23 protein-coding genes and 1 tRNA gene are annotated in these 25,124 nt (G+C 72.8%); 9 read left to right on the forward strand and 15 right to left on the reverse strand.

Going from position 1 to position 25,124, the window contains the following annotated elements:
• Positions 1–93: 93 nt before the first annotated feature.
• The gene (locus tag ACO03V_RS08780; RefSeq protein ID WP_423137322.1) at positions 94–825 is read right to left on the reverse strand and encodes a hypothetical protein; all 732 of its coding nucleotides are present in this window, start codon (positions 823–825) and stop codon (positions 94–96) included.
• 144 nt (positions 826–969) lie between these two features.
• On the opposite strand from ACO03V_RS08780, the gene ACO03V_RS08785 reads away from it, so the two are divergent.
• Both ACO03V_RS08785 and ACO03V_RS08790 read left to right on the forward strand, forming a co-directional pair.
• A complete protein-coding gene (locus tag ACO03V_RS08785; protein ID WP_423137323.1) occupies positions 970–1,641 on the forward strand; it encodes a response regulator transcription factor in 672 nt (223 codons plus the stop codon).
• Complete coding sequence (locus ACO03V_RS08790) at positions 1,638–3,233, forward strand: HAMP domain-containing sensor histidine kinase (RefSeq protein WP_423137324.1); 1,596 nt, start codon at positions 1,638–1,640, stop codon at positions 3,231–3,233. Before ACO03V_RS08785 ends, ACO03V_RS08790 begins: the two co-directional genes overlap by 4 nt.
• Before the next feature lie 46 nt (positions 3,234–3,279).
• Here ACO03V_RS08790 and ACO03V_RS08795 read toward each other — a convergent pair whose 3' ends face one another.
• Positions 3,280–4,635, reverse strand: coding sequence for a hypothetical protein (locus ACO03V_RS08795; protein WP_423137325.1), 1,356 nt, complete (start codon positions 4,633–4,635; stop codon positions 3,280–3,282).
• A 328-nt stretch (positions 4,636–4,963) separates the two neighbouring features.
• Between ACO03V_RS08795 and ACO03V_RS08800 the strand changes: the two genes are divergently transcribed.
• Complete coding sequence (locus ACO03V_RS08800) at positions 4,964–5,761, forward strand: helix-turn-helix domain-containing protein (protein ID WP_423137326.1); 798 nt, start codon at positions 4,964–4,966, stop codon at positions 5,759–5,761.
• Between the two features lie 61 nt (positions 5,762–5,822).
• On the opposite strand, the gene ACO03V_RS08805 is transcribed toward ACO03V_RS08800, so the two are convergent.
• The 6 genes from ACO03V_RS08805 to ACO03V_RS08830 form a co-directional block, all read right to left on the reverse strand.
• A complete protein-coding gene (locus tag ACO03V_RS08805) occupies positions 5,823–6,146 on the reverse strand; it encodes an ATP-dependent DNA ligase (RefSeq protein WP_367726977.1) in 324 nt (107 codons plus the stop codon).
• A 341-nt stretch (positions 6,147–6,487) separates the two neighbouring features.
• Positions 6,488–7,459, reverse strand: coding sequence for a helix-turn-helix transcriptional regulator (locus tag ACO03V_RS08810; RefSeq protein ID WP_423137328.1), 972 nt, complete (start codon positions 7,457–7,459; stop codon positions 6,488–6,490).
• Positions 7,456–8,388 (reverse strand): helix-turn-helix transcriptional regulator, encoded by a 933-nt coding sequence (locus tag ACO03V_RS08815; protein WP_423137500.1) that lies wholly within the window; start codon positions 8,386–8,388, stop codon positions 7,456–7,458. The genes ACO03V_RS08810 and ACO03V_RS08815 overlap by 4 nt, the downstream gene beginning before the upstream one ends.
• A 90-nt stretch (positions 8,389–8,478) precedes the next feature.
• Positions 8,479–9,426 carry an FKBP-type peptidyl-prolyl cis-trans isomerase gene (locus ACO03V_RS08820; protein WP_423137329.1) on the reverse strand — a complete coding sequence of 316 codons (948 nt, stop codon included), beginning with the start codon at positions 9,424–9,426 and terminating at the stop codon, positions 8,479–8,481.
• Between the two features lie 9 nt (positions 9,427–9,435).
• Complete coding sequence (locus ACO03V_RS08825) at positions 9,436–10,461, reverse strand: tRNA (adenine-N1)-methyltransferase (protein WP_367726982.1); 1,026 nt, start codon at positions 10,459–10,461, stop codon at positions 9,436–9,438.
• Positions 10,458–11,150 (reverse strand): HAD family hydrolase, encoded by a 693-nt coding sequence (locus tag ACO03V_RS08830; RefSeq protein ID WP_367726983.1) that lies wholly within the window; start codon positions 11,148–11,150, stop codon positions 10,458–10,460. Before ACO03V_RS08830 ends, ACO03V_RS08825 begins: the two co-directional genes overlap by 4 nt.
• A gap of 144 nt (positions 11,151–11,294) precedes the next feature.
• Here ACO03V_RS08830 and ACO03V_RS08835 point away from each other — a divergent pair, with 144 nt between their 5' ends.
• Positions 11,295–12,158, forward strand: coding sequence for a PAC2 family protein (locus ACO03V_RS08835; protein ID WP_367726984.1), 864 nt, complete (start codon positions 11,295–11,297; stop codon positions 12,156–12,158).
• A 188-nt stretch (positions 12,159–12,346) separates the two neighbouring features.
• On the opposite strand, the gene ACO03V_RS08840 is transcribed toward ACO03V_RS08835, so the two are convergent.
• Positions 12,347–13,177, reverse strand: coding sequence for an undecaprenyl-diphosphate phosphatase (locus tag ACO03V_RS08840; RefSeq protein WP_423137330.1), 831 nt, complete (start codon positions 13,175–13,177; stop codon positions 12,347–12,349).
• A gap of 8 nt (positions 13,178–13,185) precedes the next feature.
• Positions 13,186–14,487, reverse strand: coding sequence for a M20/M25/M40 family metallo-hydrolase (locus ACO03V_RS08845; RefSeq protein ID WP_423137331.1), 1,302 nt, complete (start codon positions 14,485–14,487; stop codon positions 13,186–13,188).
• 140 nt (positions 14,488–14,627) lie between these two features.
• On the opposite strand from ACO03V_RS08845, the gene ACO03V_RS08850 reads away from it, so the two are divergent.
• Both ACO03V_RS08850 and ACO03V_RS08855 read left to right on the forward strand, forming a co-directional pair.
• Positions 14,628–14,712, forward strand: a tRNA-Leu gene (locus ACO03V_RS08850).
• A 283-nt stretch (positions 14,713–14,995) separates the two neighbouring features.
• Complete coding sequence (locus ACO03V_RS08855) at positions 14,996–16,039, forward strand: isopenicillin N synthase family dioxygenase (RefSeq protein ID WP_423137332.1); 1,044 nt, start codon at positions 14,996–14,998, stop codon at positions 16,037–16,039.
• 76 nt (positions 16,040–16,115) lie between these two features.
• Here the strand turns inward: ACO03V_RS08855 and ACO03V_RS08860 are convergent, their stop codons facing one another.
• Positions 16,116–17,195, reverse strand: coding sequence for a VIT1/CCC1 transporter family protein (locus ACO03V_RS08860; RefSeq protein ID WP_423137333.1), 1,080 nt, complete (start codon positions 17,193–17,195; stop codon positions 16,116–16,118).
• A 341-nt stretch (positions 17,196–17,536) separates the two neighbouring features.
• Entirely contained in the window at positions 17,537–19,516 is a 1,980-nt protein-coding gene (locus ACO03V_RS08865; RefSeq protein WP_423137334.1) for a DEAD/DEAH box helicase, read from the reverse strand.
• A 265-nt stretch (positions 19,517–19,781) separates the two neighbouring features.
• Between ACO03V_RS08865 and ACO03V_RS08870 the strand changes: the two genes are divergently transcribed.
• Both ACO03V_RS08870 and ACO03V_RS08875 read left to right on the forward strand, forming a co-directional pair.
• Positions 19,782–20,699, forward strand: coding sequence for an SGNH/GDSL hydrolase family protein (locus tag ACO03V_RS08870; protein ID WP_423137335.1), 918 nt, complete (start codon positions 19,782–19,784; stop codon positions 20,697–20,699).
• 1 nt (position 20,700) lies between these two features.
• Entirely contained in the window at positions 20,701–21,000 is a 300-nt protein-coding gene (locus ACO03V_RS08875) for a putative quinol monooxygenase (protein WP_423137336.1), read from the forward strand.
• 55 nt (positions 21,001–21,055) lie between these two features.
• On the opposite strand, the gene ACO03V_RS08880 is transcribed toward ACO03V_RS08875, so the two are convergent.
• Together ACO03V_RS08880 and ACO03V_RS08885 are read right to left on the reverse strand one after the other, a co-directional pair.
• Positions 21,056–21,862: a TrmH family RNA methyltransferase gene (locus tag ACO03V_RS08880; protein ID WP_423137337.1), complete on the reverse strand. Its 807-nt coding sequence runs from the start codon at positions 21,860–21,862 to the stop codon at positions 21,056–21,058.
• Between the two features lie 100 nt (positions 21,863–21,962).
• Complete coding sequence (locus ACO03V_RS08885) at positions 21,963–23,165, reverse strand: amidohydrolase family protein (RefSeq protein ID WP_423137338.1); 1,203 nt, start codon at positions 23,163–23,165, stop codon at positions 21,963–21,965.
• Positions 23,166–23,397: 232 nt separating this feature from the next.
• On the opposite strand from ACO03V_RS08885, the gene ACO03V_RS08890 reads away from it, so the two are divergent.
• Positions 23,398–24,246: a Sir2 family NAD-dependent protein deacetylase gene (locus tag ACO03V_RS08890; RefSeq protein ID WP_423137339.1), complete on the forward strand. Its 849-nt coding sequence runs from the start codon at positions 23,398–23,400 to the stop codon at positions 24,244–24,246.
• A gap of 8 nt (positions 24,247–24,254) precedes the next feature.
• Here the strand turns inward: ACO03V_RS08890 and ACO03V_RS08895 are convergent, their stop codons facing one another.
• Entirely contained in the window at positions 24,255–25,091 is an 837-nt protein-coding gene (locus ACO03V_RS08895; RefSeq protein ID WP_423137340.1) for a PaaX family transcriptional regulator C-terminal domain-containing protein, read from the reverse strand.
• Positions 25,092–25,124: the final 33 nt, after the last annotated feature.

The raw sequence follows: 25,124 nt of genomic DNA on the forward strand, positions 1-25,124 counted from the left end.
GGCATCCCTCCCCGGCGTGTCCGACCCGGACTCCGCACGACGGCACGAGTCCGCGCGGCAGACAGACCGGGGATGGATGCCACGGCCCCCAGGTCAGCTGCCCTGCGACGGCGTCGCGCCGGGGGTCGGCGCGTCGGCCGGCGGGGTCGGGGCGTCGGCCGGCGGGGTGGGAGCCTCGCCGTCGGCGGGCGGGGTGGGAGCCTCGCCGTCGGCCGGCGGGGTGGGGGCCTCGCCGCGGGGTCCGCGGGGTCCGCCCTCGGCGTCACTCGGCGGGCCGGGACGCTCCCCCGGACCGCAGGCGCCGGGTCCCTCGCCGCGGGTCGGCGGGGTCGGAGCCGTGCCGTCGGCGGGCGGAGTGGGTGCCGTGCCGTCGGCCGGCGGGGTCGGGGCATCCGTGCCAGGAGTGGGCAGCGCGGTCGGCGCTCCCCCGTCGGCGGGGGCGGGCGCAGCCGTGGAGGCGCTCGTCGCACCGGTCGGCTGCGCGGCCAGAGCCGCCGTCCCGCCGGCGAGACCCGCAGCGACGACGACGGCGCCGACGATCAGCGCCGGTCGCGCCCACGTGCGCTTCTTCTGTGCCACAGGCGCCGCAGCCGCAGGGCCCGCGGGAGCCCCGGACGCCCCCTCGTACGGCGTGAGCGGCAGTGTCTGCGCGTCGCCCGCGGAGTCCAGCCGGGCGGTCTCCGCACGGTCCGCGTCGGCGTGAGCCGCATCCAGCCGGGCGGTCTCCGAGCGATCCGCGTCGGAGGGAGCGGCGTCGAGGCGGGCGGCCTCCGCCTCGTCGCGACGCTCGGCGTCGCCGTCGGCGGGGATGTTCTGATCGGTCATCATCTTCTCCTTCTCGGCGTTCTCCGCCGTGTCGATGACCAGCCTTCGAGCCGTGTCTGAAGCCCAGCTGAAGCCGCCACCCCGGGGGCGATCGCATACCGTTCGCATAACCGTCGCCCAGCCGTCCGCCCTACCGTGGAGCGGATGTCCGCTGCCGCCCGTGTCCTCGTCGTCGACGACGACGAGACCATCCGTCTCGCCGTCGTCACGGCCCTGCGCGCCGACGGTTTCGTCGCCGAGGGCGCGGCCGACGGCACGGATCTGGCGGACCGGCTGCAGGCGTTCCGCCCCGACCTGGTGATCTTGGACTGGATGATGCCGGGACCGTCCGGCATCCGTCTGCTCCCCCTCATCCGCGCCACCGGCGACATCGCCGTCATCATGCTCACCGCCCGCGACGAGGTGGACGACCGGCTGCGCGGCTTCAGCGAGGGCGCGGACGACTACGTGGTCAAGCCGTTCACGATGGCCGAGCTCGTCGCCCGGGCCGGTGCGGTGCTCCGACGTCGCGGGCGGCTGCCGCAGACCATCGCCGTCGCCGACCTCGTGGTCGATCCCGACGCCGCTGTCGCCCGCCGCGCGGGCGAGACGCTGGACCTCACCGCCACGGAGTTCCGACTCCTCCACCTTCTGGCCGACGGACGCGGGCGCACGCTGTCGAAGACCCAGATCCTGACGCAGGTGTGGGGGTACGAGGACTACGACCCGAACCTCGTCGAGGTGCACCTCAGCGCACTGCGCCGCAAGATGGAGGCCCACGGACCGCGTCTCATCCACACCGTCCGCGGCCTCGGATACCGATTGAGCACGGCGTGAGCGCGCCCCGTCCGCTGCGGACCGGCTCGCTGCGGCTCCGGACCGCGGCGGCCGTGCTCGCGCTGGTCGCGGTCCTGCTGCTCGTCCTGACGATCACCGTCGACGTGGCGCTGGGCGCACGGCTCCGCGCCCAGATCGAGGACCGCCTCCGTGACCGCGCGGCCGCCACCGCGTCGCTTGTCGGGACGGTCGACGACGCCGACCTCGCCGACCGCCTGTCGGCGCAGGGCCTGGCGGTCCGCATCGATGGGGCGAGCGGCGGGTCCGTGGTGGCCGGCCCGAGTCCCGATCAGCTGCGGAACGGGCCTCCCGGCGGTCCTCCCGCGGGCGGGCCGGGCGGCGAGGACCGCACGCCGACGACGACTCAGGATGCCACGGGCGTCACGGTCACGGCATCCGAGGTGTCCGGTGACGACGATCTGGTGACGCTGCGGTCGACGCTCAGCGACGGATCGGTGCTGACGCTCACCGCGTCCGCCGCGGGCGTCCAGGACACGCTGGTGCAGGTGCGGTGGGTCATGGGGCTCGCGTCCGCGGCGATCCTGCTGTTGTCGGCGGGCGCGATCGTGCTGGTGGTCCGGGCGACGCTGCGGCCGCTGGACCGCGTGTCGCAGGTCGCGCGCTCGATCGGCGCCGGCGAGCGCGAGCGGCGCCTGAACCCGACGCGTCCGGACACCGAGATCGGCCGCGTCGCGACCGCGCTGGACGACATGCTCGACGACGTCGTGGGCGCCGAGAACGCCGCCGTCGCCGCGGAGGCGCGGCTTCGGGCCTTCCTGTCGGACGCCGCGCACGAGCTGCGCACGCCCGTCGCGGGGATCCGCGCCGCCGCCGACACCCTCGTCCGCGCGGACCTCGACGGGCCCGACCGCGAACTGCTCGCGGCGCACGTGGCGCGCGAGGCCGCGCGGGCCTCCCGCCTGGTCGACGACCTGCTGATGATGGCGCGCGTCGATCGCGGTCTCGAGCTCGCCCCCGTCCGGACCGACCTGCGCACGCTGGTGGGCGCCGAGGCGGAGCGGGCGCGTCTGCTGCACCCGTCGCTGACTGTGCGGGAGAGGATTCCGGATGCCGCCGTGCCGGCACTCGTCGACCCGCAGCGCATCGCGCAGGTGGTGTCGAACCTCGTCGAGAACGCCGCCCGCGCGACGGACGCTCGCGGTGAGGTGACCATCGACCTCGACGCGTCGGCGGACCGCGCGACGGTGTCGGTGACCGACGACGGCCCGGGCGTCCCCGCGGACGAGCGCGAGCGCATCTTCGAGCGGATGGTGCGCCTCGACGCCGCCCGGTCGACGGGCGGCGTCGGGCTCGGGCTGCCGATCGCCCGCGGCATCGCCCGCGCGCACGGCGGCGACGTGCAGTACGTCTCCGCCGTGCGCGGGGCGCGGTTCGAGCTGGAGCTGCCGCTCGACGCGCTGCACGCCCCGCTCCTCGCGGAGGTGCCGGGGGCGCCGTCCACCGCGGAGGTGCCGGGGGCGCCGTTCGCGGCGGAGGTGCCGGCGTCCCGGGCCGAGGATGAGCCTGGGCCCGGGACGCGGGGCGGTCACGCGCGGGCGGGGGCACCGTCCGACTCGACGCGAGCCAGGTGATGCCCGTCGTCCTCGCCATCAGGGCGGGTCACCTTCACGACGAGTGTCAGCAGGTGGCCTCCTTGATGTAGAAGACGGCGGTGTCTCCGTCGTTGGACGTCGGCGCGATCGCCGCCACGCGCGGGTTGCTGGCCTTCAGACCGCTTCCGGCGACGCTTCCGCCGGAGTTCACGAGGTCACCGCTCTTCGTGACGGCGTAGACCGACCCCGTTCCATCCGTGAACACCTGGGAGACGTTCGTGGCGCCCGTCTTCTTCTTGGTGTCGGAACGGTAGATGTTGCCGTCCTTGACGTAGAAGATGGCGGTGCCGCCGTCGTTGGTCGTTTTGGCGTTCGCGGCGACGCGCGTGTTGCTCGAGTCCAGACCGCTGTCGACCACGCTTCCGCCGGAGTCCACGAGATCGCCGCTCTTCGTGACGGCGTAGACCGACCCCGTCCCGTCCGTGAACACCTGCGCGACGTTCGTCGCACCGGTCTTCTTCCCCGTGTCCGACCGGTAGAGGTCACCGTCCTTGATGTAGAACACCGCGGTGTCGCCGTTGTTCGATGTCGGGGCGATGGCAGCGACGCGCGTGTTGCTGGAGCTGAGGCCGCTGGCGACGACGCTTCCGCCGGAGTTCACCAGATCACCGCTCTTCGTCACGGCGTAGACCGAGCCCGTCCCATCCGTGAACACCTGCGCGACGCCGGTGGCGCCCGTCTTCTTCCCCGTGTCCGACCGGTAGAGGTCTCCGTCCTTGATGTAGAACACCGCGGTGCCCCCGTCGTTGGTGGTCTTGGCAATGGCAGCGACGCGCATGTTGCTCGAGTCCAGACCGCTGGCGACGACGCCGCCGCCGGAGTCCACCAGATCGCCGCTCGCCGTGACCGCGTAGACGGAGCCGGTCCCGTCGGTGAACACCTGAGCGACGTTCTTCGCACCGGTCTTCTTGCCCGTATCGGATCGCCAGAGGTCCCCGGCGTTGCTGGCCGCCTGCAGGGCCGCGCTCGCTGTGGCGTTCCCGCTCGTCGCGCTCATGGTGCTGTCTCCGCCCTTCGCCGGCACGGTGATGTCCGGGAGGGTGATCGACCCGTCCGACCCGGTCGTCGCCGTGTGGCTGGTCGAGCCGTCCGAGAACGTGTAGCCGTCCGCCAGCGAGACCGTGACCGACTCCCCCGGCGCTGCGACGCCGTTGCGGGTCGCCGTGACCTTCACGCCGGACACCGTCTTGCACGCCTCTCCGGAATAGCTGCTCTTGTCGAATGCGAGCTTCAGGTCCGTCGTCGCCGCGACCGCGGGGGTGGCCGTCGCGACCGCGACCACCGGGATCGTCCACGCCGCGCCCGCGACGATCGTGCGACGGCTCACGCCCGTCTCGTCGATGAACTCTCCGGATGCCCCGGATCGGTGGGTGGTTGTCATTGTCGTGCCTTCCGTCGGTGTCAAGGACGCAGGCCATCGTGCGGACCCGCCTGCCTCCCGCGCACGCGGTGGTGACTTCGCGACGGCGCGACGAGACATCACGACCGCGGACGGGTGACTTTCCGCCCGACGCTCCGGTCGGAGACCGTTCGCCCGCGCGGGGCGTGAAAGCGTCCGATCGAGGTGCACCCGCATCGAGGGGAGACCGTTGACGGATTACGCGATGCAGCCCGGACGGCGTCGCTACCGCCTGGAGGGCGCGGCTGCGCGCTCCTGGTTCCGGACCCGGGGCCGCGTGGCGCGCCCGATCCCGGGGGGTTCGGGGGACGTGGCGGTCGTCTCCGACGAGATGGTCGGCGCCCACTACGTCGCTCGCCGCGTGTGGCACACGCCCGCGCTCCTGATCCGCGCGCCGCGGGCGGCGCGGCCCGGCGAGACGCTGCAGCTGTTGGTCCAGGTGGCCGGTGAGGCGACCGTCCGCCTGGTGGACGACGACCTCTCCCTCGCACCGGGCGACATGGTGCTGTCCCACGGCAGCGGTGTCGCCTCGCTTCGCAACACGGCCCCGACGGCGCGCATCGAGCTCGCGCTCCCCCGACCCGCGACGGTCGCGTCGACGGCGCTCCGGGTCCTCCCCGCGGCCGACGAGTCCCTCGTCCCGACCATGCTGACGTCCATGGTCAACGCGGTGCTCAACGTCGAGGCATCCCCTCCTCTCCCCGTCGTCGAGGAGCTGCAGAACGTCCTCGGGGCGACCGTCGCGCTGCTGGCCGTCGAGCGCGACCCGCCGCGGGAGGCGGTCGCCGCCGGGGAGCGCCTGTACCGCGATGCGATGGCGCACATCCGAACCTGGGGTCACAGCCCGGCCGTCACGGTCACGTCGCTGGTGGCGGCGATGAACGTCTCCCGGCAGCATCTGGCGCGGGTGTTCGCCGCGCGCGACACGACTCCGGGCGCGGAACTGCGTCGACACCGAGCGAGCGCGGCGCGTCACCTGCTGATGAGCGGACTGATGGATGCCGCCGACGCGGCGCCCGCGTCGGGCTTCTCCTCCGTCCGTGCGATGCAGCGCGCGCTGCGCGCGTTCGAGTCTTCCGCCCCCGACGAGGAACGCCCGCTGCCCTGAGAAACGCCGGGTGAGGGCGTTTCTCGGTGCAGCGGGCGTTTCTCGGTGCGAACGGCCGGGCTCAGCGCCGGGCGTGCGTCGGCACGGGCACCGGGGCGATGCCCGCTGCGGTGAGCGTCAGGCCGTCGGCGCCGCTGGCGTCGTGCATCATCTGGTCGATGAGCTCGCGGTCGATGGCCGGTTCGCGGCCGCCGTAGAACTGCAGGACGAGGGCGTTCGACGCATGGATCCACAGGCTCGCCTGCCGGACCCCCTCGTTGACGGGCACCTGGAGCATGAAGCCCTCGTTGCGGCGCAGCTTGTTCATGATGACGATGCGGAGGTGGGCGAGGATGCGGTCGTCGATGTCGAACGACGCACGGTCGCGGTAAATGAGGCGTCCCACTGCTGGTCCTTTTCCGGCGCGCTGAAGCGTACCTGTGATGCAAGGGCGGGACCGCGCCGGGAAGCGCAGCAATGCGGGGACCTCCATTCTGCCACCTCCCCGCGGCATCCGGTCATCGGAACGGCTGCTCTCATAGCCGTCCCCCAGCCACCGCGCTCGTCTTCTGCATGACCGCCGGTGCCCCGGTCACCCCACGTGACGGACGAGGGATGCCACGCCCCACAGCCCCTGCAACCTCGCACCCCCACGCCCCACCGCCCCTGCAAAAGCGCGGCACCACGCCCCCAGCCCCCGGCAAACGCTCGGCACCGCGCGCAGCCCCAGCCACGGGCCCGGGCCGCTCAGCCCTGGGCGCGGTACTGCTCGAGCCCGGCCGCGGCCCACGCCGCCGCCGCCTGTCGGGCGCCGTTCGGCTCGAGGACCTCGACCTCGCCGCCCCGGCGCGCCGCGAGGCGCTTGAGGCCGTGCTCGTCGGCGAGCCACAGCGTCGCCGTGGACGTCTCCCCGTCGGTCTCGATCTCGGCACGGGCGAGGTAGTCGCCGATGAGCGGGGCGACAGTCGACGGGAAGCGGAATCGCGTGGGCGCGTCGTCGTCGCTCGGGGCGAACAGCTCGGGCACCGGGTCGGCCCCATGGAGGGCCGGGATGTCCGTGAGCGTCGGGTCGCTGACGCGGTCGAGGTGGAAGGTCCGCACGGCCTGACGGGTGTGGCACCAGCCCTGCAGGTACCACTGCCCGTTGGCGATGTGCACCTTGATCGGGTCGACGGTCCGCGTGGTGGGACCGGCGTCCGGAGCCCGGTACGTGAAGGTCACGGCGACGTGGGCGCGCAGCGCGCGGTCGACCACGTCGCGGACCCCGTCGACCGGTCCGGGAGCGACGATCACGGCCGCCGGCGTCGCCGAGGCCCCGCGGGCGAGCTTGGCGAGCAGACCCGTGACGAGCTCGTTGTCGCCGACACCCGGGAGGGTGCGGGCCAGCTGCAGCCCGGCCAGCAGCGCCGCCGCCTCGCGCGCGGTCAGACGCGGGCTGCGCTCCAGGCCGACGGTGTTGGTGATCGCGATGATCTCCTCGCGGTCGAGGAGGTCCCAGTCGATGTCGAACAGCTCGTTCGGCAGCTGCCAGTACCCGGCCTCGCCCGGCAGGCCGATGACCGTCAGGCGCTCCACCATCGCGCGCATCTGCGCCGGGCTGACGTCGAAGTCGTCGGCGGCCTCGGCGACGGACACCTCGCCCTTGCCGATGAGGTACGGCACGAGCTGCAGCAGCAGGGCCGCCCGGTCGAGAGCGGGCAGCGGACGGTCCGTGCTCATCGCGCACCTCCGCTGTGGAGGGCGAGCGTCGCCTCGAGCCGGGCGACGACCGCGTCGCGCAGATCGTCGGGCGCCACCACGCGGACCTCCGGCCCGTACGACGCCAGCTCGTCGGCGAACACGTGCAGGTCGACGTAGGGCACGACGATCCCCTGTCCCGCCGGCGTGGCCCGCCGCGCGAGCCGAAGCGCCGCCTCGGTGCCGGGGTGGACCTCGAGCAGCGCGCGCTGCCGGTCGGCGACCGCCCGCAGGCCCGCCAGCGCGCGTTCCCCGGCGCCGTCGCGCAGGGCGGGGTCGAACGACTCGCGCGTCACCGCGACATCGCCGACGATCCGGGAGAGGAGGAAGGTGCGGTCGGCATCCAGGTTCAGGTCATGCCCGAACACATGCCACCGGGCCTCGTACTCGACGAGGGCCAGCGGACGCACGCGACGCTCTCGCGGGTGGGCGGATCCGGGCCGCAGATAGGCGAAACGGACGACGCGTCCCTGCTCGATCGCCCGCTGCAGCACCGGGAACGACGCCTCGCGCAGGCTGATACGGGGCGCGTAGCCGATGATCGGCTCGTCGACCGGGATGCCGAGGGCTCGGATCTTGCGCAGACCGCTCCGCGCGTCGGCCGACAGCGACTCGCTGCCCCAGACGCTCCCCGCGATGTTGAGGAGGGCGATCTCGGCCGGCGTGAACGCGATGTCCCCCGGGAGGGCGTACTCGGCAGTCGGGACGCGATACCGCGCCTCGCGCAGGTCGTCCGGATCGGCGCGGTCGCCGATGGTCTCGATGGGCACGCCGAGACCCCGCAGGTTCTCCTTGTCGCGCTCGAACATCTTCTCCAGCGCGTCCTTCGACGCCCCGGCCTCGAACTGCTCGCGATACCCCGCGACGGAGGACAGGATCGTGTCCTTCGTCAGCCCCTGCTCGGTCGCCATGAGCGCGACCACGAGATTGACCAGCCGCTCCTCAGGAGCGTTGCGAGGTGATCTGGGGGGCACCCGCCCATCCTAGGTGCGGGGTGCGATTCAGTCGTCGACGCCCAGCACGTCGATGACGAACACCAGTGCGGTGTCGGCCGGAGCGCGGAACGCCGACTGCTCCTCGGTCGTGTCGTCCGCGGGGACGACGACCAGGACCTGCGAGCCGACCGTCTGGCCTTCGAGGGCGGATGCCACGGACTCCGGCAGCTGCGAGGGCTGCACGGCCACGGGCGCGGTGTCCCACGTCGACACGAACTGGCGGCGGTCGGTCCAGCCGACGCCGAGCACGTGGACACGGGTGATCGCGTCTGCGGTGACCTCCGCGCCGTCGCCCTTCTTCAGCGTCTGGACGACCACCTCGGACGGCGCGTCGCCGTCGGGGATGGTCACGCCCGGCTGACCGTCGGGCGCTCGGACGACGGAGGGCAGACCGAAGCCGGAGGTGTACTGGTCGGCGCCGTCGGCGGCGGCCAGGTAGGCGCGACGCACGTCGGCCACGACCACGGCCGAGCCGCCCGCGGGGATGCCGAGACCGGTCGCGGCCTGCTCGCCGACGCTGTCGTAGGGAAGCGAGACGACGAGACGCGAGCCCTCGGTCGCGCACAGCAGCGCGCCGGAGAAGTCGGGGAACGTCTGGTCCCACACCGAGAGGGGCTGCGCGTTCTGCGTGTTGCCGTCGTAGCGGGAGCTGACGATGCGCTCCCCCGTCTCGCCGTTGTAGACGGTGAGGTCGAGCAGGACCGTCTGGTCCGCCTCGGTGATGCGCGTGCCGTCGCCCTGGATGACCGTCTCGACGGAGCGGTCCTCGGCGACGAACGGCGTGCGCAGCTCGACGTCGGGGATCTCGCCGAAGTCGCCTGACACCGTGACGAGGTCGTCGAGCCGCGCATCGGAGGTCGGAGCCGGGCACGAGGAGGCGGCGGATGCCGAGCAGCCGACCAGGCCGAATCCGGCCAGGGCGGTCACGGCGACGAAGGCGGGGAGTCTGCGCACCGGAACAGTTTAGGCGGTCGGATCCGCGGGCTCCGCCGCGCCGGTCGCGGCGTCGGCGGACTGCTTGACGCCCGCGGCGGCCTTCTGCGCCTCCCGGATGCGCTTGCGGAGGTTCTTGTCCGTGATCTCGCGGTCGCCGACCGCGCCGGGCGTCCACAGCTCGACGTCCTCGTCGCCGTAGCTGGACTTCGACGCGCGCCGCTTGACCTCGGGCGGGACGGCGCCGGGCGCGAGACGACGGGCGGTCAGCAGGAAGCCGGTGTGCGCCACCATGCGGTGGTCGGGTCGGACCGCGAGGCCCTCGACGTGCCATCCGCGGACCATGGTCTCCGAAGCATCCGGGTCCGTGAAGAGACCCGTGTTGCGGATGTACTCCGCCACCCGGCTCAGCTGCGTGGCCGTGGCGACGTAGCAGAGGACGACGCCGCCCGGCGTGAGGGCGTCGGCCGCGACGTCGATGCATTCCCAGGGGGCGAGCATGTCGAGCACGACGCGGTCCACCGAGGCGGGCGCGACCGCGTCGGGGAGGCTCTCGACCAGGTCGCCCACGACGACGTCCCACGTCGGGGGTGTGGTCCCGAGGAAGGTCTCCACGTTGGCGCGGGCGACGTCGGCGAACTCCTCGCGGCGCTCGAACGACACGAGGCGGCCGGACGGGCCGATCGCGCGCAGCAGCCACAGCGACAGAGCACCCGAGCCGACGCCGGCCTCGACGACGGTGGCACCGGGGAAGATGTCGGCCGCGGCGAGGATCTGCGCCGCGTCCTTCGGGTAGACGATCGCGGCGCCGCGCGGCATCGACATGACGAAGTCGCGCAGCAGCGGGCGGAGGGCCAGGTACTCGTGGCCGGAGCTGTTGGTGACGACGCTGCCGTCGGGCTCGCCCACGAGGATCTCGTGCTTGAGGACGCCGTTGTGGGTGTGCAGCTCGCCGTTCTCGCGGAGCGTGATCGTGTGCAGGCGGCCCTTCGGACCGGTGAGCTGCACGCGATCGCCGACCCGGAAGGGGCCGCTCAGGTGGGGGGTCTCGCTCATCGGGTCTCCAAGCGGGTGGGGGCGGCGGCGTGCGCGGCGTGCAGCACGGCCAGGTCGTCGGCGGTGCGGCCCTCGAGCGTGGGCCACAGGGCGTGGGCGCCGACCTCGTCGAGTGACACCATGAGCGGGATGCCGAGGGACACGGCACCGCTGGCGATCGCCGAGCGCAGGCCGTTCGGCGAGTCCTCGATGGCGACGGTGTCGGCGATGTCGACGCCGAGCGCGGCGGCCGCCTGCAGGTAAGGGTCGGGGAACGGCTTCGGGCGCTCCACGTCGTCCCCGGCGACGACGACGTCGAAGGCGGGGAAGTCGATGAGGTCGACCACCGACAGGGCCATGCGCCGCATCGACATCGTCACGAGCCCGGTCTTCACTCCCGCGCGGCGCAGGTCCGCCAGGAGCTCACGGGCGCCGGGACGGAACGGGACACCGGTCGTGGCGAGCTGACGGAGCACCTCGTCCGTGAGGTGGGCGATGATCTCGTCGACGCTCATCCGGACGCCGGCGTTCTGCAGCAGCGCCGCCGAGTCCTCGAGCGCGAGGCCGACCATGCCGAGAGCCTGCGCGTGCGACCAGGTGCCGCCGAAGCTCTCCACCAGCGGCTTCTCGGCCGCCATCCAGTAGGGCTCCGTGTCGACGAGGGTGCCATCCATGTCCCACAGGACGGCGGCGGGAACGGGAGTGGTCATCGTTCCATCGTATCGAGCGCCCACCCATTCCCCCCGCCCGCCCGCCCCGGCCCGGGAGGGAGCGCGCCGGGCAGCCCCCTCCGGCCGCCGTGCGCCGCATGCGCCTATCCTGGAAGTCAGCCCGGACCGGGCAGAGGAGGTCGTGTGGACGCACTGGGTCGCCGGATCATCGTCGCCGCATTCGATGGGTGGAACGACGCCGGAGAGGCGGCGTCCGCCGCTGCGGCGCTCCTGCGTGCCGATCGGGGCTACGAGGTCGTCCACACGGTGGATCCGGAGCTGTACTTCGACTACCAGTACACGCGCCCGCAGATCGGCCTCGACGCCGAGGGCCGACGGACGCTCACCTGGCCCGAGGCGACGCTGCTGCGGCCGGTCGAACGCTCCGACAACGAGTTCTGGCTGCTCGTGGGCGTCGAGCCCGCGCGCGCCTGGCAGGCGTTCTCGGCCGAGTTCATCGACGTCGCGCTGCGCGAGGACGTCACCGGCTTCGTCGCTCTCGGCTCGATGATGTCCGACGTGCCGCACACGCGCCCCATCTCCGTCTTCGCCGGGAGTGACAACGACGGCGTGCGCCAGTCCCTCGGACTCGAGAAGAGCATGTACGAGGGGCCGGTCGGCATCCTGAGCGCGATCGGTCACGCGGCCGAGGGCGTCGGCATCCCGACCGCCAGCCTCTGGGCGAGTGTTCCGCACTACGTCGCGGGTCACACCCCGTCGCCCAAGGCGACGCTGGCCCTGCTCGACCGCCTCGAGACGATCACGGGCATGGACGTGCCGCGCGGGGAGCTCTCCGCCGAGGCCGCCGCCTGGGAGGCCTCCATCGACGCGGCCGCGGCCGACGACGAGGAGATGAGCGACTACATCCGCCAGCTGGAGCAGACCCGCGACACGTGGGACTCGCCGGAGGCGTCGGGGGATGCCATCGCGCAGGAGTTCGAACGGTACCTGCGCCGCGGTGGTGAAGGTCCGGCCAAGCCCGGACGCGACGACCCGCCGCGACGCTGAGCGCTGCGCTGCTGCGCGTGATCGGTGGTCCGCGGCCGACGCCCGCCGATGAACGCTTTCTGCGCTCATGAACGCGCGCACCCCGCGTTTCTCGGCGCGAACAGCGTTCATCGAGCGATGCAGGAACGGGCACGGGAACGACGACGGCGCCGCCCCCGAAGGGACGGCGCCGTCGTGTCGTGTCCGGATCAGTACGGCTGCAGCACGCCCACGGACAGCAGCACGATGAGCACCGCGCCGAGGAGCACTCGGTAGATCACGAACGGCAGGAAGCTGCCGCGCTTCAGGTAGCGCATCAGGTACGCGATCACGGCGTAGCCGACGACGAAGGCGACCACGGTCGCGATGGCCGTCTCGCCGAGGTTGTACGGTCCGCTCGGCTCCTCGAAGCTCTGGTACAGCTCGTACAGGCCGCTCGCGAAGACCGCGGGCACGGCGAGGAGGAACGCGTACTCGGCGGCCGCGGTGCGCGTGTAGCCGAGGGCGAGGCCCATCGTCGTGGTCGCACCCGAGCGGGAGACGCCGGGGATCAGCGCGAGGGACTGCGCTGCGCCGTACGCGAGGCCGTGCGGGTACGTGATGTCCTTCAGCTCCCGCGTGCGGCGCCCGTAGCGGTCGGCGATGCCGAGGATGATGCCGAAGACGATCAGCACGATCGCCACCAGCCACAGGTTGCGGAACGTGTCGCGGATCACGCTCTGGAACGCGAATCCCAGCAGGCCGATCGGGATGGTCCCGATGATGATTAGCCAGCCCATACGGGCGTCGGGGTCGTTGCGCGGGACCTTGCCGCTCAGCGACTGCGCCCACCGCGTGATGATGCGCACGATGGTGCGCCAGAAGAACAGGAGCACCGCGATCTCGGTGCCGATCTGGGTGATCGCGGTGAACGTCGCGCCCGGGTCCGTCGCCGAGGGAAGGATCTCGCCCACGATGCGCAGGTGCGCGCTGGAGGAGATGGGGAGGAACTCGGTCAGGCCCTGGACGAGCCCGAGGATGATGACCTCGAAGATGTGCATATGGTCCTTCAGTACGTCCGGATGAGGTCGGCGAGGACTCGACGACCGAACTCGAGTGCGTCGACGGGGACGCGCTCATCGACACCGTGGAACATACCGGTGAAGTCGAGGTCGGACGGGAGTCGCAACGGCGCGAACCCGTAACCGGAGATTCCGAGGGAGGAGAGGGCCTTGTTGTCCGTGCCGCCGCCGAGCAGGTACGGGATGACGGGGACGCCCGGGTCGTGGCGGCCGAGCTGCGCGACCATCGCGTCGACGAGGTCGCCGCCGAAGGGCACCTCGAGACCGATGTCCTGGTGCACGATCTCCACCTCCACGGCGGGCCCGACGATGCGCCGGATGTCGGCCAGCGCCGCCTCCTCGGTGCCCGGCAGGACGCGCACGTCGACGAGCGCCTCGGCGCGGTCGGGGATGACGTTGTGCTTGTAGCCGGCGGTCAGCCCGGTCGGGTTCGTGGTGGTCCGCAGCGTCGAACGCACGAAGGCGGCGGCGGGTCCGGTGCGGTCCGCGAGCGCGTCCGGATCACCCGCGTCATCACCCGTCAGCTCGGCGAGTCCCGCCAGCAGCTGGGTGGTCGTGTCGGTCAGGCGGACCGGCCACTCGGTGCGGCCGAGCGCGGCGACGGCCTCCGACAGCGCGGTGACGGCGTTGTCGGGGTGGAGGCGGCTGCCGTGCCCGGCGCGGCCGCGTGCGACGAGCTTGATCCAGATGAGCGCCTTCTCGCCGACCTGCAGCAGGTAGGCGCGGCGGTCGCCCACGGCGATCGAGTAGCCGCCGACCTCGCTGATCGCCTCGGTCGCCCCGGCGAACCACTCCGGGCGGTCCTTGATGACGAGGGCCGATCCTTCGACGCCGCCGTTCTCCTCGTCCGCGAAGAACGTGACGATGATGTCGCGTTCGGGCTGCTCCCCCGCCCGCAGCAGGTCCGCGGCGGCCGTGAGGATCATGGCATCCATGTTCTTCATGTCGACCGCTCCGCGTCCCCACAGGATGCCGTCGCGGATCTCCCCCGCGAACGGGTCGACGCTCCAGTCCTCGGCGACGGCCGGGACGACGTCGAGGTGGCCGTGGAGGATGAGCGCCGGCTTGTCCCGGTTGCGGCCGGGGATGCGCGCGCTGACGTTCGTGCGACGCGGGATGGGCTCGTAGTACTCGGGCTTCAGACCGAGCTGTTCCAGGTACGCACCGACGTACTCGGCGGCCTCTCGTTCGCCCTCGGAGCGCCCCCCGCCGTAGTTCGACGTGTCGAAGCGGATGAGGTCGGCCGCGACGCGGGCCACCTCGGGGATGTCGGTTCCGGGCGTGGACATGCGGACTACGGTACCCGCGCCGATGGCCCGCGCCCGGCAGGTGACGCCCCGGGACGCGCCCGGCGGGCGCCGCCGATTCGAGGGCGGGTCCAGAGCGTGGTAATGTCGTTCCTCGGTTGCGAAAGCGCCGACACCCAGATGCGCGGGTGGCGGAATAGGTAGACGCGCTAGCTTGAGGTGCTAGTGCCCGTATAGGGCGTGGGGGTTCAAGTCCCCCCTCGCGCACAGAACGACGAAGGCCCCCGGTTCATCCGGGGGCCTTCGTCGTTGTGTGCCCGGGCGGGAGGACATTGAACCCTCGCGGGGTTGGGCCCACGCCGCCCGAGAGGCTCCGCGCGCCGCGCAGCGGCGGGTGGAGGGGCGGTGGGGAAAGTCCCCCCTCGCGCACAGATGAGAAAGACCCCCGGGTTCGCCCGGGGGTCTTTCTGGTTTTGTACGTGACCCCGGGGTAACACCGGCGTGACACGGCGGCCGTAGCGTCGAGGCGTCCCTCGCAGAACGGATCCCCATGCCTCGCTTCCAGGTGCCCACGATCGACATCTCGGCCTGGGTCGGCCGCGGCTCGCCCGATTCGCGCGCCGCCGTCGTCGCCGCCGTCGACCACGCGTGCCGCACCGTCGGCTTCATGCAGATCAAGGGTCATGGCATCGCGGATGCCGTGATCTCCGACTTCGAGGCCGGGCTCGACGAGTTCTTCGCGTTGCCGTTGGCCGCCAAGAAAGCGTACGTGCGCCCCGCCGGGGAGAACCGCGGGTACAGCCCGCCGAAGAGCGAGTCCCTCAGCTACAGCCTCGGCGTGGACCCGGTCACGCGGATGAACGACTTCTTCGAGGCGTTCAACGTGGGGACGTCGGCGGCGGAGTATCCCGGCAGCACCGCGACCCCCGCGGACTACGCCAAGAACACCTGGCCTGCCGAGACCGCACTGTTCGAGCCGGCCGTCCGCACCTACTACGACGAGGCGCGCCGCGTGGCGCACACCCTGACCCGCATCTTCGCCGCGGCCCTGCGGGCGCCGGAGGACTTCTTCGACGGGATGACCGACCACTCGATCGACGTCCTGCGCATGAACAACTACGCGCTGCCGCCCGGGACTATCGAGCTCGACGGCGAGCTGACCGGCATGGGCGAGCACACCGACTTCGGGCTCGTGACGGTCCTGTGGGCGGACCAGGTGAAGGGCCTGCAGGTGCTCGCACAGGACGGGTCGTGGAACGACGTCTCCCCCGCCGACGGGGCCCTGCTCGTCAACCTGGGCGACGTCGCGGCGCGCCTCACGAACGACAAGTGGATGTCGACGCTGCACCGGGTCAAGCCGCCCGTCATCGACGGCACGATCGAGCGGCGACGGTCGGCCGCGTTCTTCCACGACGGCAACGCCGACGCCGTCATCGCGCCGCTGCCGCACTTCGTCTCGCGCGAGGCCCCCGCCCTGTACGAGCCGGTGACCGTCAGCGAGCACATCGCCGCGAAGCTCGGCGGCTCGCGCGCCGGGCGCAAGAACGACACCGCGGTGCGGGAGGCCGCGCGGGTGATGGCCAGCCTGGGCTGAGGCGCGGGGGCGTCGCGCGACGCCGGGCGATCGCGGTCCCGCCCGGCACCGGCGCGAAGGGCGGGATGCCACCGGCTCAGGCCGCGGACACCCCGAACAGCAGTCCGAGCACGTAGGTCACGGCGGCGGCCCCGAAGCCGATGGCGAGCTGCCGCAGTCCGCGCTTGAGCGGGGACGCGCCCGACAGCAGGCCGACCATCGCGCCGGTGGCCAGGAGCGCGACGCCGACGAGGGCGAGCGCGAGGACGACTGCGACGACGCCGGACAGTCCGAGCAGCCACGGCAGCACCGGGATGATCGCGCCCGACGCGAAGAACAGGAAGCTCGACAAGGCCGCACCCCACGCGCTCCCGACGACGTCGTCCGCGGACTCCCCCGGCGCGGCGCCGACGGGCGCCCTGCCGGCCTGCGCCGCCGTGACGACCTCGCGGGCTTTGTCGAGGGCGGCATCCGCGTCCATCCCCCGTGTGCGGTAGACGAGGGCGAGCTCGTTGGCATCCAGGTCCAGGTGCGGGAGGGCGGAGTCGGCGTAGTCGCTCTCCTCGGTGGCCTCGAGCAGCTCGCGCTGGGACCGCACCGAGACGAACTCGCCCGCGCCCATCGACAGCGCGCCGGCGAGCAGGCCCGCGATGCCGCTGAACAGCACGAAGCCCGGGGCGACGCCGGTCGCGCCGATGCCCATGACGAGGGCGAGGTTGGAGACCAGCCCGTCGTTCGCGCCGAACACGGCGGCGCGGAAGGTTCCGGACAGGCGCCGTCGACCGCGGGCGGCGAGACCGCGCACCACCTCGTGGTGCACCCGCTCGTCGGCGGCCATCGCGGGGGTCGCGTACGGCTCGTCGGCGTACGGCGACCGGGCCTCGGCGTTCTGCGCCAGTGCGAGGACGAAGATCGACCCGAAGCGGCGCGCCATCCACGCGAGCAGCGTCGTGCGGACACCGGCATGCGGCAGGCGCTGCGGGGTGTCGCCGAGGAGGTCGAGCCAGTGGTCCTCGTGGCGTCCCTCCGCCTCGGCGAGCTCGAGCAGGATGGCCCGCTCCTCCCCCGTACGCCGGGACGCGAGCTCGCGATACACGCGGGCCTCGGCGCGCTCGTCGACGAGGTAGCGGGCCCAGCGACGGCGGTCGCGGGCGGTCGGTGTGGCGAGGGTCGTCACGGTTCTCCTTCAGGTCGCCCCCCACCGTAATGAGGCGCACCCCGGCGTCCGGGCGCGTCGGCCGATACTGACAGCATTTCGGGCCTCCGAACCGCGTCTTCCCGCGGATCTCGGACGCCGGATGCCAGTGTTTCGGGCGCGCGAAACGGACGGCGGACCGCGGGGCCGCGCCGGCCGTCGCGCGCGTCGCCGGCCATTGCCCGCGCATTCTGCAGGACCGACCCGCAGGCCCGCGCCACGCTCGCCCCACCCGTGATCACCCGCACCACCGGCCCTGCAGAATGCCCGCGACACGAACGAACGCGCGGGGCGAACGCGCGGGACACGAACGAAAGCGCGCGTCAGGAGTGGACGCGCTTGCGCAGCACCTCGATGCGCGCCTGCAGCTGTGCCACGGTGGCGTGCGAGACGGCCGGGCCGCCGCAGATCCGCCGCAGTTCCGCGTGAACGAGCCCGTGGGCCTCGCCGCTCTGCCGGGCGTAGAGCCCGACCATGCTGTTCAGCAGCTGGCGCTGCTCCTTCAGGGTGCGGTGCAGCGGCTGCGGCAGGCCACCCTCGTCCACCGTCGGCGGCTCCTGCCCCGCGGCCTTCTCGTTGGCCTCGCGGGTGGAGCGGTGGCGCGACTGCCGGGTCGCGCGCGACATGAGCACCTCGTGCACCTGCTCGGGCTCGAGGAGACCCGGGATGCCGAGGAACTCCTCCTCCTCGACCGTCCCGGGCACGGCGAGCTGACCGAACTCCTGCCCGTCGAACATCACGCGGTCGAAATGGGCGAGCGAGCCGAGCGCCTGGTACTCGAACTCCTGCTCGAGCGCGTCGGACGCTTTGTCCTCGCGCTCGGCGGCATCCATCATGTCCTCTTCGGCGTTCCACTGGTCGTCCGCGTCGCTGTCGCGGTCGAGGGCGTGGTCGCGCTGCGCCTCCATCTCGCCGGCGAGGGCGAGCAGCTGCGGGACGTTGGGGAGGAAGACGCTTGCGGTCTCGCCGCGGCGGCGGGCGCGGACGAAACGGCCGATGGCCTGGGCGAAGAACAGCGGGGTCGACGCGCTCGTGGCGTACACGCCGACGGCGAGGCGCGGGACGTCCACGCCCTCGGACACCATGCGGACCGCCACCATCCAGCGGCTCGTCCCCTTCGAGAACGTCTCGATGCGGCCGGACGCCTCCGCCTCGTCGGAGAGGACGACGGTGACCTTCTCGCCGGAGATGTCCTCGAGAATGGCGGCGTATGCGCGGGCGGCCGTCTGGTCGGTCGCGATGACGAGACCGCCGGCATCCGGGACCGTCTCGCGCACCTCGGTGAGGCGGCGGTCGGCGGAGCGGAGGACGGCGGGGATCCAGTCGCCGTTCGGGTCGAGCGCGGTGCGCCAGGCCTGGGAGGTGATGTCCTTCGTGTTGTCCTGCCCGAGCTGTGCCTCCATCTCCTCGCCGGCCTTCGTCCGCCAGCGCATCTGGCCGGCGTAGACGAGGAAGAAGACGGGGCGGACGACGCCGTCGTCGAGGGCGCGCCGGTAGCCGTAGGCGTAGTCGGTGCGCGAGAGGCGGATGCCCTTCTCGTTCGGGTGGTATTCCACGAACGGAATGGGCGCGGTGTCGCTGCGGAACGGCGTCCCCGAGAGCAGCAGGCGGCGGGTGGCGCGGCTGTACGCCTCGCGGAGCGCGTCGCCCCAGCTCAGCGCATCGCCGCCGTGGTGGACCTCGTCGAGGATGACGAGGGTCCTGGCATCCATCGTCAGGCGCTGGTGGACGTCGGCCTTGACCGCGACCTGGGCGTACGTGACGGCGACGCCGTGGTACTGCCGGGACGGCGCGGCGTGCCGGTTGGAGAAGTACGGGTCGAGACGGATGCCGACCCGGGCCGCAGCCTCGGCCCACTGGGTCTTGAGGTGCTCGGTCGGGGCGACGACGACGATGCGGTCGACGACGCGGCGGCGCATGAGCTCGGAGGCGAGGCGGAGGGCGAACGTCGTCTTCCCGGCGCCGGGGGTCGCGGCGGCGAGGAAGTCGCGGGGACCCTTGCCCTCGCCGTCGGGCCCGTCGAGGCCGAAGTACAGGTCGAGCGCCTCGGCCTGCCACGCACGCAGGCGCTGGGCCGTTCCCCAGGGCGCGCGCTGCGGGAACGACGGCGACAGGTGCTCGGCGGCGAAGGAGCCGAAGTGCGTCTCGGAGCCGGGGTCGCCCTCGGGGACGGCGCCCGGCGCCGGCTGATCGGCGACGGGGGCGGTCGCGTCGGCGGGGGCGCCGTGCACGGGTGCGACGGGACGGTCGGCCAGGGCGTCGGCCGATGCGAGGGGTGTGGTGCGTATCTCGTCTTCCAGCATTGAACCTCCATCCCTCGCGAGCGCGAACATCCACGATAGGTCACGGCGGCGACGCCCGCGCCCCGGGGGTGTGCGGCCACCGCCCCGTCCGACCGGCGCCGCCCGCGAGAAACGCCGTCTGCACCGAGGAACGCCGGGTGCGACCGTTTCTCGGTGCAGCGAGCGTTCATCGGCAGAGGGATGGGGGCGGACGGATGCCACGGCTCCCACCCCCGCCGCCCTTGCCGTGTCGGGGGGCGGGGTTAGCCTGGGGACGGAGGTTTCGATGACACTCGATCCGCACTCGCCCGGCACTCCGCAGAACAGCACCGCGCCCGCCCGGCCCGACGACACGGCCGCGGCCGCGTCGGACAACCCCGGCCCGCACCCCTGGCGGCGATACGTCGCGCTCGGCGACTCCTTCACCGAGGGGATCGGCGACCCGCTGCCCGAGGGCGGGCACCGCGGCTGGGCCGACCGCGTCGCGGAGGTCCTCGCGGCCCAGGTCGAGGACTTCGCCTACGCGAACCTCGCCGTCCGCGGCAAGCTCATCGGTCAGATCGTGGCGGACCAGATCGAGCCGGCCCTCGCCCTCCACCCCGACCTGATCACGTTCTCCGCCGGCGGCAACGACGTCATCCGCCCCGGCACCGACCCCGACGCGGTGGCGCAGCAGTTCGAGGACGCGGTCGTACGGCTGCGCGGCCAGGGCGCCACCGTCGTCGTCTTCACGGCGATCGACACCGAGTTCACGCCGGTGTTCCGCGGCATCCGGGGCAAGGTCGCGATCTACAACGAGAACATTCGCGCCATCGCGGACCGGTACGACTGCGTCGTCGCGGACCAGTGGGGCCTCAAAGAGGTGCAGGACATGCGCTTCTTCGACGACGACCGCCTGCACTACAACGCGCTCGGTCATCACGAGGTCGCCCGCATGGTCCTCCGCGCCCTCAACGTGCCGAACGACCTGCAGCCGATGCAGCCGCAGGCGCTCCCGCTCATGAACTGGCGCGCCGCGCGCGAGAAGGACCTCGTCTGGGCCCGGTCGTACCTCGTGCCGTGGGTGCTGCGCCGGCTGCGCCACCAGTCCTCGGGCGACCACGTCGTCGCGAAGCGCCCGGAGCCGCTGCCGGTCGTCACCCTGGCGCCCGGACCGGATGCCGCCGGCCCCGACGCCCGCCGCCCGCGCGGCACGGAGGTGTGACGTGCCCTTCGTGAACGCCGGCACGCTCGGCACCGAACCGGGCCGACGGGAGGAGCTCGTCGGCATCCTGGTCCGCCGGAACGACGCCCTGCGCGAGCTGGGCTGTCAGCTGTACGAGGTGGGCACGAACGACACGCCCGACACGGTGTTCGTCGTCGAGGTGTGGCGGGATGCCGAGGCGCACCGCACGTCGCTCGAGCACCCGGACGTCCGCGCCGCCATCGCCGAGGCCCGGCCGCTGCTGAACGGCGAGTTCGGCGGGTTCCGCTTCGACGTGGCCGGGTCGCCGTTGCGCGACTGACGGCACGGCCCGATCCCCGCGCCGGCTCGGCGATCGCCCGCCGTACCCCGCGCGCTCAGCGCTGCGCGCGCCCCAGCTCCCACAGCGCGACCGCGCTGGCGGCGGCGACGTTGAGCGAGTCCACTCCCCCGGCCATCGGGATCGTGACGACCGTGTCGGCCGCGGCGAGCGCCCCGCGGCTCAGCCCGTCGCCCTCGGCCCCGAGCAGCAGGGCGACGCGCTCGTGCCCGGCCGCCGAGAAGGCGTCGAGCGGCACGGCGTCGTCCGAGAGGGCGAGCGCGGCCAGGTGCAGTCCAGCGTCACGGAGCAGCGGAGCGGCCGACGACCATTCGGGCAGACGCGTCCACGGCACCTGGAAGACGGTGCCCATCGACACGCGTACGCTGCGCCGGTAGAGCGGGTCGGCGCAGCGCGGGGTGACGAGCACGGCGTCGGCGCCGAGCGCGGCGGCCGACCGGAACGCGGCGCCGACGTTGGTGTGGTCGACGATGTCTTCGAGCACCACGACGAGCCGCGCCCCGGCGACGACGTCCTCGACGGGCGCGAGCGCCGGACGGTGCATGGATGCCAACAGCCCCCGGTGCACCGTGTACCCGGTGACCCCCTCGGCCACCTCGGACGCCACGACGAAGACGTCGACATCCTCCCCGACGAGCGCCACCGCGTCGTCGACGAACTTCTCCTGCACCAGCACCGAGCGGGGACGATGTCCCGCGCGCAGCGCCCGGTCCAGCACCTTCGACGACTCGGCGATGTAGAGGCCGCCGGCCGGTTCGGCCACGCGGCGCAGCGACACGTCCGTCAGGTCGCGGTAGTCGGCCAGGCGCGGGTCGGCGGCGGAGTCCACGGGGATGAGGGGCATCCCTCCACTCTGCCAGCCGACGGGTCCGCGAGACGCCGGCCCCCGCGCCCGACGCACCCTTCACGCAGAACAGGACGCCCGCGGCATCCCTCCCCCGGATTCAGGCGACGTGCAGCACCCGCCCGCCGCCGACCACGAGGGCGCGCTCCGGCTGGCGGACGAGCGCGTCCATCGCGTTCTCCGCATCGAGCAGGACGATGTCGGCGCGGGCACCGGCGACGAGGTCGTGCACCTCGCGTCCGACGGCCCAGCCCGCCGCGCTCGTCGCCCGCTGCACGACGCGCAGCAGGTCGTCGTCGCGGACGAGTCCCCCGGCCCGCGCGTACTGCCACGCGATGCCGAGCGTGTCACCGGTGCCGTAGGGGCTCCAGAGGTCCCGGATGCCGTCGGTGCCGAACCCGAATTCGATCCCGGCCGCCTCCAGCTCGCCGAGGGGCAGCTGCGGCAGGCGCAGCGGGGCGACGGTGGTCATCGTGACCCCCGCGGCCCCCATCGCGGACAGCAGGTCGCGACGCCGCGCGGGCTCGAGCTGCGCGACGGCGAACCCGTGCGCGATGTTCACGCGGCGCTGCAGGCCGAGCCGTTCGACGCGTTCGACCACCAGCTCGATCTGGAACGCCCCGAGCTCGGCGGGGTCGTGCAGGTGGATGTCGACGCCGACGCCCGTCTCGGCTGCGAGCCCCAGGACCGCGTCGATCTGCCCGACCGGGTCGCGGTCGATGGTCGCCGGGTCGAGCCCGCCGATCCACCGCACGCTGTCCCGTCCGGCGGCCTCGCGCAGCAGGTCGAGCACCCCGGGCCGGCGCAGCACCCCGTCCTGCGGAAATGCGACGATCTGCACGTCCAGCGCCTCGCCGTAGGCTCCGGCGGCGTCCTCGACGGCATGGATGCCGCGCAGCCCCACCCCCGTGTCCACGTCGACGTGACTGCGGATCGCGGTGGTGCCGTGACGGACGAGCTCCTTCAGCACGCGCGCCGCGCGCGCGGCCGACGGGATGCCGAGGGCGTCGCGCTCGGCCCGCTCGTGACGGATGCGGCCCTCCGTCGTCCGCTCACCGCCGGAGGACTGCCACGGCAGCCCCCACCAGGACTTGTCGAGATGGGCGTGCGCGTTCACGAGACCGGGCAGGGCGAGCAGGTTGCGCCCGTCGAACTCGCGGGCGCCGACCGGGTGGGTCGCGGGGGCGGTGACGGCGGTGATGCGTCCGTCGGCGAGGGCGATGTCGACGGGCTCGCCGCCCCAGGGCCGCACCCGTCGTATCGCGGTGACGTCGAGCGTGGGGATGGGGGGCGTGGAGCTCATCGGTTCATTATGGGCGGCGCGACCGGCGACGACCCGGCCGCCCCGCGGGTCGGGCCCGTGGCATCCATCCTCCGGCGTGCACGCGGCTCGCGCCGACGGTGAACGCTCTCGCATGGTGGAAACGCCGTGTCGCGTCGTTTCCACCGGGCGGGAGCGTTCACACATCCCCGCCCTCCCGAGCGGGGCTCGACGTCGACGCCCCGATCTACACTCGGACAGGACGGAGGTGCGCATGACGGACACGACACGGGATGCCGGGACGGAGGCATCCATCGACCGTGCCGTCGAGGTGCTCGCCGGTCGTCGTGTCGCGGTCCTGACCGGCGCGGGCGTCTCGACGGACTCGGGGATCCCCGACTACCGCGGCAAGGGCGCACCGACGCGGACGCCGATGACGGCGCAGCAGTTCCTCGCCAGCGAGGACGCGCGGCGGCGGTACTGGGTGGGCAGCCACCTGGGGTGGCGTGTGTTCGCCGCGGCGCAGCCCAACGGCGGTCACCGCGCCCTGGCCGCCCTGGAGCGGGCCGGCGTCGCCAACGGCGTGGTCACGCAGAACGTCGACGGTCTGCACGTGCGCGCGGGCAGTCACCGCGTCGTCGAGCTGCACGGCACGATGCGCCGGGTCGGCTGCCTCCACTGCGGCCAGGTGTTCGACCGGCGCGACCTGGCCGAGCGGGTCGAGGCCGACAACCCCTGGATCACGATGCCCGAGAACGTCGAGCTCGGCCCGGACGGCGACGTCACGCCGGCGTCGGCCGAGGGCTTCGTGGTGCCGACGTGCTCGGTGTGCGGCGGGACGCTCAAGCCCGACGTGGTCTTCTTCGGCGAATACATCCCGCTGGAGAAGTTCCGCGAGGCCGAGCAGCTCGTCCACGCCGCGGGAGCGCTCGTGGTGGCGGGCTCCTCCCTCGTGGTGAATTCCGGCATCCGCCTCGTCGAGCGGGCACGCCGTCGCCGATTGCCGGTCGTCATCGTCAACCGCGGCGAGACCCGTGCCGACGCCCGCGCGAGCGTCAAGATCGACGGCGGCACGACTCACGTGCTCGAAGAGCTCGCCGCGCGCCTGCCCGCCCTCCTGTGACGGCGGCCTCACTCCTGCGTGAACCCGACCGCCCCGCCGTCGAGGAACGCCCGGTGCGCACCGGTGACCGTCATGCCGGTGAGACGCTCGATCGCGGCCGTCGCACGCTCGCGCAGTTCGTCGTGCCGTCGGACGAACAACTCGTGGGCCCGCGGCGCGTTCCACTCCGCCGGAAGCAGCACGGCCGGCAGATCGGGGTCGACGAACGGGAATCGACGGTACTCGTCGGTCAGTCGCACCCGCTGCACGAGCGCGTCCTCGTCGTCCACCGGGTCGGCGGCGTCGCCGTGCCGCTCGACGAAAGCGCCGTAGAGGTCGTCGAGCGCGGCCAGGTCCCACCCTCGTGAGGCGATCGACCGGTCCCGGTCGATGTCGCCGCTGCGGCTGAGGAACACGTCGGAGCTCACGCCGTCGGCATCCAAGAGCTCGCGGGCCGCGGCGATCCGGTCTCCCGGGGCCACCCAGAGCGCCGGCTGCAGCTGACCGAATCCGAGCCAGGTGAGGCGTCTGCGCACCTCGTCGCGGGTCGATCGGTCGCCCGCGCGGGTGGCGATGAGGGTCCAGTCCCCGCTCCAGTCGCCCGGGACGTGGCGGAAGATGCGTTCTCGCCCCTCGTCGAGAAGCTCCCATGCCTTTGCCGAGAGCACGTAGGTGGTCAGCCGCCCGTCGCGGCGCGTCTCGAACCACCCCTCGGCGCGCAGCCGTGACATCACGACCCGCGCGGACCCCGGCTCGATGTCGAACAGCTGCAGCACCTCGCCGATGCCCCGCAGGGGGACCTCGCCGTCGCCGCAGTACCGGAAATAGTCCCCGAAGAGCGTGAAGACGAGGGAGCGGGGGCGCATGCCAGAACGTTACCGGACCCCGGTGTAACGAAA

The organism is Microbacterium sp. HMH0099 (assembly GCF_049384025.1).
Lineage (GTDB): Bacteria > Actinomycetota > Actinomycetes > Actinomycetales > Microbacteriaceae > Microbacterium.